This window comes from [Clostridium] clostridioforme AGR2157 (assembly GCF_000424325.1).
GTDB classification, from domain to species: Bacteria; Bacillota; Clostridia; order Lachnospirales; family Lachnospiraceae; genus Enterocloster; species Enterocloster clostridioformis_A.
Genome location: NZ_AUJR01000092.1, coordinates 1 through 7,246 on the forward strand (window position 1 = coordinate 1; position 7,246 = coordinate 7,246).

General features: G+C 47.0%; 9 protein-coding genes and 1 pseudogene. 6 read left to right on the top strand and 4 right to left on the bottom strand.

The window, feature by feature from the left end:
- Nucleotides 1–316: 316 nt before the first annotated feature.
- On the bottom strand, nt 317–1,192 hold the full coding sequence (locus tag G614_RS0122980) for a LysR family transcriptional regulator (RefSeq protein ID WP_027643774.1): 876 nt from the start codon (nt 1,190–1,192) through the stop codon (nt 317–319).
- Nucleotides 1,193–1,328: 136 nt separating this feature from the next.
- On the opposite strand from G614_RS0122980, the gene G614_RS0122985 reads away from it, so the two are divergent.
- Genes G614_RS0122985 through G614_RS33110 form a run of 6 tightly spaced genes read left to right on the top strand, consistent with a single transcriptional unit; the run spans nt 1,329 to nt 5,661 of the window.
- The gene (locus tag G614_RS0122985) at nt 1,329–1,892 is read left to right on the top strand and encodes a DapH/DapD/GlmU-related protein (RefSeq protein WP_027643775.1); all 564 of its coding nucleotides are present in this window, start codon (nt 1,329–1,331) and stop codon (nt 1,890–1,892) included.
- 12 nt (nt 1,893–1,904) lie between these two features.
- The gene (locus G614_RS0122990; RefSeq protein WP_334291517.1) at nt 1,905–2,906 is read left to right on the top strand and encodes an alpha/beta hydrolase; all 1,002 of its coding nucleotides are present in this window, start codon (nt 1,905–1,907) and stop codon (nt 2,904–2,906) included.
- A 13-nt stretch (nt 2,907–2,919) separates the two neighbouring features.
- The gene (locus G614_RS0122995) at nt 2,920–3,435 is read left to right on the top strand and encodes a flavodoxin family protein (RefSeq protein ID WP_242828193.1); all 516 of its coding nucleotides are present in this window, start codon (nt 2,920–2,922) and stop codon (nt 3,433–3,435) included.
- Nucleotides 3,436–3,451: 16 nt separating this feature from the next.
- On the top strand, nt 3,452–3,997 hold the full coding sequence (locus G614_RS0123000) for a flavodoxin family protein (protein WP_027643778.1): 546 nt from the start codon (nt 3,452–3,454) through the stop codon (nt 3,995–3,997).
- Nucleotides 3,994–5,085 (top strand): aldo/keto reductase, encoded by a 1,092-nt coding sequence (locus G614_RS0123005; RefSeq protein WP_027643779.1) that lies wholly within the window; start codon nt 3,994–3,996, stop codon nt 5,083–5,085. Before G614_RS0123000 ends, G614_RS0123005 begins: the two co-directional genes overlap by 4 nt.
- Nucleotides 5,086–5,100: 15 nt before the next feature.
- Nucleotides 5,101–5,661, top strand: coding sequence for a cyclophilin-like fold protein (locus G614_RS33110; RefSeq protein ID WP_162142792.1), 561 nt, complete (start codon nt 5,101–5,103; stop codon nt 5,659–5,661).
- A gap of 414 nt (nt 5,662–6,075) precedes the next feature.
- Here the strand turns inward: G614_RS33110 and G614_RS0123015 are convergent, their stop codons facing one another.
- The 3 genes and pseudogenes from G614_RS0123015 to G614_RS28705 all read right to left on the bottom strand — a co-directional run bounded on the left by G614_RS0123015 (nt 6,076) and on the right by G614_RS28705 (nt 7,125).
- Complete coding sequence (locus G614_RS0123015) at nt 6,076–6,426, bottom strand: TnpV protein (protein ID WP_027643781.1); 351 nt, start codon at nt 6,424–6,426, stop codon at nt 6,076–6,078.
- 60 nt (nt 6,427–6,486) lie between these two features.
- Nucleotides 6,487–6,618: a helix-turn-helix transcriptional regulator gene (locus G614_RS31555; protein WP_155245128.1), complete on the bottom strand. Its 132-nt coding sequence runs from the start codon at nt 6,616–6,618 to the stop codon at nt 6,487–6,489.
- A 131-nt stretch (nt 6,619–6,749) separates the two neighbouring features.
- Nucleotides 6,750–7,125, bottom strand: a pseudogene (locus G614_RS28705) (MerR family transcriptional regulator).
- Nucleotides 7,126–7,246 lie beyond the last annotated feature (121 nt).

Genomic DNA, 7,246 nt, shown 5'->3' on the forward strand with positions numbered 1-7,246 from the left:
AAAGGGAAAAATATGGTTAGACACCCTTCATTAAGAATCTAACCATAATATTGCAAAGCGTTAACTAAATGACATTGACCTGTGAACTGTAACGTATAATAACTTCTCGCCAAATTGGCCAGAAGTTATTTACAAAAACGTTCAGAATGAACGAGCAGCCATCATCGCAGATGATGTTCAAAGGGGATTGGGGATGTTGCCCCAACAAGCAATTTTTGATTTTTGACCGCAAGGGAAAACTTCAAAAATGAGTGAACCTGTACAGGTTTACACTGCTTGCCAATTTGTGAGACCGCAGTTTTTGACCTGAGCATATTCATTCGCAAATGCGCCTTACTTCTTCTAAAAACAATTCTGCTGCTCTGGAGAATTGCTGTTCCCTTCTCCAAATCAGCCGCATAGGAGAGTTGATTGTCGGAAGAATGGGACGAAAGCACAGGATGCTTTCCGCACCTGTGTTGACCAGTTTGTCAAACCCCAGCGCATAGCCCAAGCCCTCTCGTACCAAAATGGAGGCATTGAAAATCAAATCATAGGTGGCGACGATATTTAGCCGGTCATAGTTCTTTTGCAGCCATTGGGGCATTTCGTTGGTAGCGCCCTGTCTGGACACGATAAGGGGTAGCTCCGTGAGTTCCTCTATGGCAATTGCAGCTTTAGACACCATGGGACTATCTTTGCGCATAATCAGTCCCCATGTATCTGTGACAGGCAAATCAAAATACGCATACTTGCTAAGATCAATGTTCTGAACAACAACAGCAAAATCAAGTAGCCCTTTATCCAACCGCTCACAGACTGTTTCTGCATTTCCACTATACAGATGGAAGTGCAGATTTTCATATTCAGCCCGAAGCTGTTTTGCGGCTTTGGCAAGCAGAGACATCCCATCCGATTCCGCACAACCGACGTAAATATCTCCGCCGTTAAACGCATTCAAGGAAGCAAATTCCGTGGTGGTCAAATCCACCATTTCAAGAATGTCCAAGGCTCGCTTATAAAGAATGTCTCCCTCTGGGGTCAGACGAATGTTATAGTTTCCACGGACAAAGAGCTTTTGCCCCAGTTCTTCCTCTAACTCTTTGATCTGTTTGGATAAGGTGGGCTGGGTCACATGAAGTTTCAGCGCTGCACCTGTCATGCTTTCTTCTCTGGCTGCCTCCACAAAATATCGTAGCACTCGCAGTTCCATTTCATATTCCTCCCGCTAGTAGTAACTACATGATAGCACGCATAGATATTCTTTTCAAGAATGGCTGTGCATAATTTATAACAATTTGCTATTCGGCACATTTGGATTTACAATGAAATTAGGAGGTGACATTGAATTGACTTTAGACGAATTTCTAAACTATATGGACAGCGGAAAAGAAGTGATCGCCGGTTCTGAAGTTCACCAGTGTATGTGTGCGCTTTCTGGGGAGGCGATTCGACTGACCATGGAACTAAATGGTAGCTACCACACTGCTGGTGAAATCGTTTCCTTGATGCGGCAAATCACCGGGCGGCAAGTGGATGACAGCTTTGCATTATTTCCGCCATTCAACACGGACTGCGGCAAGAATCTAAGAATTGGAAAGAATGTGTTCTTCAATTCAGGCGTAAAAATTCAAGATCAAGGCGGCGTGACCATTGAGGACGGCGTACTGATCGGCCATAATGTGGTGATTGCTACATTAGATCACAGCCTTGACCCCAGCCACCGGGGAAATATGATCCCTGCCCCCATTCATATAGGCCAAAATGTGTGGATTGGCGCAAACGCAACTATCTGTAAAGGCGTGACGATTGGAAACGGTGCGGTGATTGCCGCAGGAGCTGTGGTGACGACAGATGTACCAGAAAACACCGTATATGGCGGTGTTCCAGCAAAACTTATCAAGGAAATTTAGGAGGATTTTATGATGATGAAAACAGCAGAATTGGTGTTGACGAATGATTGGGATAAGACTTTTCCCAAGAGCGACAAGGTAGATCACAAGAAAGTGACCTTTGTGAACCGCTACGGTATCACACTGGCAGCGGATATGTATATCCCGAAGAACGCAGAAATAAAGCTGGCAGCTATCGCTGTTTCGGGTCCTTTTGGTGCGGTAAAAGAACAGTCCTCTGGTCTCTATGCCCAGACCATGGCGGAGCGTGGATTCCTGACCATCGCATTTGACCCGTCCTTTACCGGTGAGAGCGGCGGTGAGCCTCGCTATATGGCTTCTCCTGACATCAACACCGAGGACTTTCAGGCGGCTGTGGATTTCCTGTCGGTACAGGACAACGTAGACCCTGAGAAGATCGGCATCATCGGTATCTGCGGTTGGGGCGGCATGGCACTGAACGCAGCTGCACTGGATACCCGTATCAAGGCCACCGTTGCTTCCACCATGTACGACATGACCCGTGTAAATGCCAATGGCTATTTCGATTCCGAGGATTCTGCCGACGCACGTTTCGCCAAGCGGCAGGCCCTCAATGCCCAGCGGACGGTAGATTACAAGAACGGAAGCTATGCCTTGGGCGGCGGTGTGGTTGATCCTCTGCCGGAGGATGCGCCGTTTTTCGTGAAAGATTACTATGACTACTACAAAACCCAGCGTGGCTATCACTCCCGCAGCCTGAATTCTAATAACGGCTGGAATGTGATTGGCTGTATGTCTTTCCTGAATCAGCCTATTTTGCAGTACAGCAATGAAATTCGCAGTGCCGTGCTGGTGATGCACGGAGAAAATGCACACTCTTGCTATTTTGGTCGTGATGCCTATGCCAACATGGTGCAGGACAATCCTTATGCCGATAACAAGGAACTGCTCATTCTTCCGGATACTTCGCACACCGATCTCTACGATGGCGGTGGCAAGGGCGCTATTCCTTTTGATAAGCTGAAAGAGTTCTTCCATGCAAATCTGAAATAAATACCGGGAGGCAATGATGCGAATTCTTGTATTAAACGGTAGTCCCCGCCTGAATGGCAACACCATGGACATGGTGAACGGATTTAAGGCCGGAGCCGAAGAAGCGGGTCATACCGTACAAATTGAAAACGTAGCTCACATGAATGTCCATGGCTGCATGGGCTGCGACTATTGCCGGGAAAAGGGCGTTTGCGTCCAGAAGGATGATATGCAGAAGCTCTACCCGGAGATTTTGGCGGCGGATATGTTGGTGTTTGCCTCTCCCATCTACTATTTCACCCTGTCCGCTCAACTGCAAAGTGTGATTCACAGAACCTATTCCATTGACATTCCGAAGAACGTTAAAAAGACCGCCCTCATTATGAGTTCCGGCAGTCCCTTTGTGTACGGTCCCGCTATTGCCCAGTATTATCAGTCTATCGTGGAATACTGGCAGGTGGAGAACGTTGGAATTTTTACCGCCAATGGAAAAGTAAATCACTCCAAAGAAAAATGGGACGAACTATATCGGTTCGGAAAATCCCTGTAAGAAAGAGGTAATGATTATGAGCAAAAAAGTGTTGATTATTTCTACCAGCCCCCGAAAGGGCAGCAACTCCGACGCACTGGCGGAAGAATTCGCCAAAGGCGCACAGGAGGCCGGTCACGAGGTTGAGAAAGTCAGTCTCATTGGCAAAGACATTCAGTTCTGCCGTGGCTGTCTGGCTTGCCAGAAAACAAAGCGCTGTGTGATCCATGATGACGCTGATACCCTTGTGCAGGAGAAGATGCTGAGCGCCGATGTGTTGGTGTTTGCCACTCCCATCTACTACTACGAGATGTGCGGCCAGATGAAAACTTTGTTGGATCGGGCAAACCCCTTGTACCCCTCCGACTATGCCTTCCGGGATGTCTACTTCATTGCAACCGCCGCAGAGGATGGTGACGATGTTTGGACTCGTGCTGCCAGCGGTCTGGAAGGCTGGATTGCTTGCTTCCCGAAGGCGCATCTTTCTGGTGTGATCTTTGGCGGCAACGCCACTGCCGTGAACACCATTCAGGGAAACCCAGCTATGGAGAAAGCCTATGAGGCAGGAAAGGCCATCCAATGAATAAGCTGGGCTTTGGCTTTTTAAGACTGCCCAAAACTGGCGATGAGATTAACTATCCGCTCCTCAATGAGATGGTCGATGCCTTTCTATCTCATGGCGGCACTTATTTCGATACTGCCTATACTTATTTGGACGGCAAAAGCGAAATTGCCCTCCGGGAATCTCTGGTGAAGCGCCATCTGAGGGAATCCTTTATCCTTGCGGATAAGCTGCCGGGTTGGAAGATTCAGTCCCATGCCGATTGCCAAGTTTACTTTGAAGAGCAGTGCCAGCGGTGCGGTGTAGATTATTTTGATGTCTATCTGCTTCACTGGCTGAACCGGGACAATTACAGAATCTGCGAAAAGTTCGACGAATTTGCATTCCTTCGGGAACTGAAAGCGTCGGGAAAGGCAAAGAAAATCGGCTTTTCCTATCACGACAGCGCAGCTCTGTTGGACGAGATTCTCTCCGCCCACCCGGAAGTGGATATTGTCCAGCTCCAGATCAATTATCTGGACTGGGACAGCACCGCCATTGAGTCTGGAAACTGCTATCGGGTGGCGGAAAAACACGGAAAATCCATCGTGGTGATGGAGCCGGTCAAGGGTGGAACGCTGGCGAGTCTCCCGACGGAAGCAGAGAAACTGTTTCGGAACATCCACCCGGATGGCAGCATGGCGTCCTGGGCATTGCGTTTCGTACAGAGCTTGCCGCAAGTAGATACCGTCCTCAGCGGTATGAACTCTATGGAGCAAATGCTGGACAACTTGCAGGATGTTTCGCCTCTGATCGAAGTAGAACAAGCGGCGGTTAAACAGGCGGTAGCCATTATTTCCGCCCAGACGGCCATTCCATGCACCGGCTGCCGCTACTGCGAGAGCCATTGCCCCAAGAAAATCGCCATCCCGGACTACTTTGCCATGTACAACGAGGTGCGCCGCTACCCTGCCGATGACTGGAAGATTCAGCCCGCCTACGATCAGTTCGCCTTGTGCCACGGAAAGGCGTCGGACTGCATCACCTGCAAATCCTGTGAGCGGAATTGCCCCCAGCATTTGCCCATTGTGGATCATTTGATTCAAGTTGCAAAAGTGTTTGACCAATAGGAGGTGTATGCCCCAATGAAATTGCTTTCCTTACTGATTGTATTATCCATATTTTTCTCGGCTTGCGGCTCGGTACAGAACACAGCTCCAGGAAGCACAGTATTGACCTACCCTCCTGCGACCATTACAGAATCTTCGCAAAAAGAAGCAAAGCCATCTCAAACTGAGTCGGTAGTACAGGAGCAATCATCTGAAATTCTATCGGAGGAGAGTGAGCCTGTGAAAATACAAATAACAGTTGGCGATATAACCTTTATCGCCGTGCCGGAAGAAAACACTTCCACAGAAGCATTTCTTGCCTTGTTACATGAACAACCCCTCACGGTGCAAATGTCCGATTATGCCGGGATGGAGAAGGTTGGCTCTCTGGAAACTACCCTGCCGAGAAATGACTCACAGATCAGTGTGGGCGCTGGCGATGTGATTCTGTATCAAGGAAATCAGATTACGATCTATTATGGAACCAATTCGTGGAGCTTTACGAAGTTGGCCGTCATTGAAGGTGCAACTAAAGAAAGCCTTTTAGAAGCGCTTGGTACTGGAGACGTGGAAGTGACATTTTCGCTTGAACAATAAGTGGAAAACTCAAACAAAAAAACGGAATATTTGATTTTAAGGAATTTCAAATTCATATCTGAACTGCCATTTTGGTTGACAGTAATAGCACTAAAGAGGAAGTCTACGACCAGATGCTCTGCATCGGTGCGGTAGGCTTTCTTTTTTTTGTTTAATACAAGAAGTCTTCATCTAAAGCCTCACCTTACCTCATATCAGATTTAGAAGCTTGACTGTAAAATCTACTCACTCGGAATGGAACGGATAGGATAATTATTACTATAATCAGTATTATTAATATCAGTATTATTACATTGTGCTTTTGACAACTCTTGAATTGTCAAAAGCACAATTCTGGAATGATCGAAAACACAATTCAAGAATTGTCAATCCACATAGAAAATGGGCTGACTTTATGTAGCCAGCCCATTTTTATCAGGTATAAATCAGTTCTGCAAAAATGATTTCTTCTGCCTGTGCCTTAATCATATTCATGTGTCGCACCCATGCCAGTTGCTGTGTCTCCTTATCCGGTGCCGGATTTATCTGGAGCAATTCCGCCTGAATTCTTGCCAACCTCGCTTGAGCCGTTTCATCAATCTCTTTTAGATGCGGAAATAGTTTTTCAGTCAACACCAGATCACTGTATAAAAACGGGGCGTTTTTCTGTAAATATTCCCTGCGCAAGTGACCGTATTTGCCCAGCTGGATAGTTGCCCCACAGCTGAGTTTTATGTCCGGAATAAGGTAATCTCCATTGCAATGGTACGTTAATTTTTGATTCATAATGATACCTCCAATCAATCATTTGGAAGTATTGTAAGCGTGAGTATGGAATCAGTCTCTTTAACTTGTGGAAATTCCTGTTTCCCAAGACACGGCCTGGCGGGTGACGTGAAGCTTCCGGACCAGCTGTTCCCGGGACATTCCCTGTTCCTTTCTCAATTTTACAATATTTTTCCCTACTGTATTCTTCATGGCGATACCTCCCGGAACCATTTTATAACGGATCTGTATTATGGTTTCATATTACCTGCCTTTGGTTCCGGTGTCACGCAACAATCTGTTGCACCCTTATAATATAAGGCGTTTTCCATGTCGGAGCAAAGCTATTTCAAATGTTCCTCGCATCCAAGCATCCGTTCCTCGTAGCCGTCCAGTTTCCAGTCCAGCCTTGCCAGGACCTGGTTCAGCTCATTGATTCGGGCCACAATCCGATCCCCGCTGTTCCAAAAGAAGGTTTTTTCTGGCCTGGATGGTGGAGGTTCCCTGATGGAACAATGTCACATATTCCAGCAATGTCTCCACAGAAACCCCTGCACTGCGCATGCACTTGATATACTCCACCCAATGGCAGTCATCCTCGGAATAATTGCGGATGCCGCCGGACGTGCGGCCCACATGGGGAAGAAGGCCGATTCGCTCATAGTAGCGCAGTGTATCGGCCGATATGTCATATTGTCTGCTTACCTCTGCTATGGTCAAACCTTCATCAGCTCCTTTACACTGTAATCTAGTATAACTCGATTTTAATAAGTTTACATTATTATCCTGAAATGGTATAATACTTATAGACCATTTCAGGAGGTAAAATGATGCCAAAGAG

Bases quoted from the DNA above. Each gene is read 5' to 3' on its own strand.
- G614_RS0123005 (WP_027643779.1), top strand. From the start codon at position 3,994: ATGAATAAGCTGGGCTTTGGCTTTTTAAGACTGCCCAAAACTGGCGAT.
- G614_RS33110 (WP_162142792.1), top strand. From the start codon at position 5,101: ATGAAATTGCTTTCCTTACTGATTGTATTATCCATATTTTTCTCGGCT.
- G614_RS0122990 (WP_334291517.1), top strand. From the start codon at position 1,905: ATGATGAAAACAGCAGAATTGGTGTTGACGAATGATTGGGATAAGACT.
- G614_RS0123000 (WP_027643778.1), top strand. From the start codon at position 3,452: ATGAGCAAAAAAGTGTTGATTATTTCTACCAGCCCCCGAAAGGGCAGC.
- G614_RS0122995 (WP_242828193.1), top strand. From the start codon at position 2,920: ATGATGCGAATTCTTGTATTAAACGGTAGTCCCCGCCTGAATGGCAAC.
- G614_RS31555 (WP_155245128.1), bottom strand. From the start codon at position 6,618: ATGAAGAATACAGTAGGGAAAAATATTGTAAAATTGAGAAAGGAACAG.
- G614_RS0122980 (WP_027643774.1), bottom strand. From the start codon at position 1,192: ATGGAACTGCGAGTGCTACGATATTTTGTGGAGGCAGCCAGAGAAGAA.
- G614_RS0123015 (WP_027643781.1), bottom strand. From the start codon at position 6,426: ATGAATCAAAAATTAACGTACCATTGCAATGGAGATTACCTTATTCCG.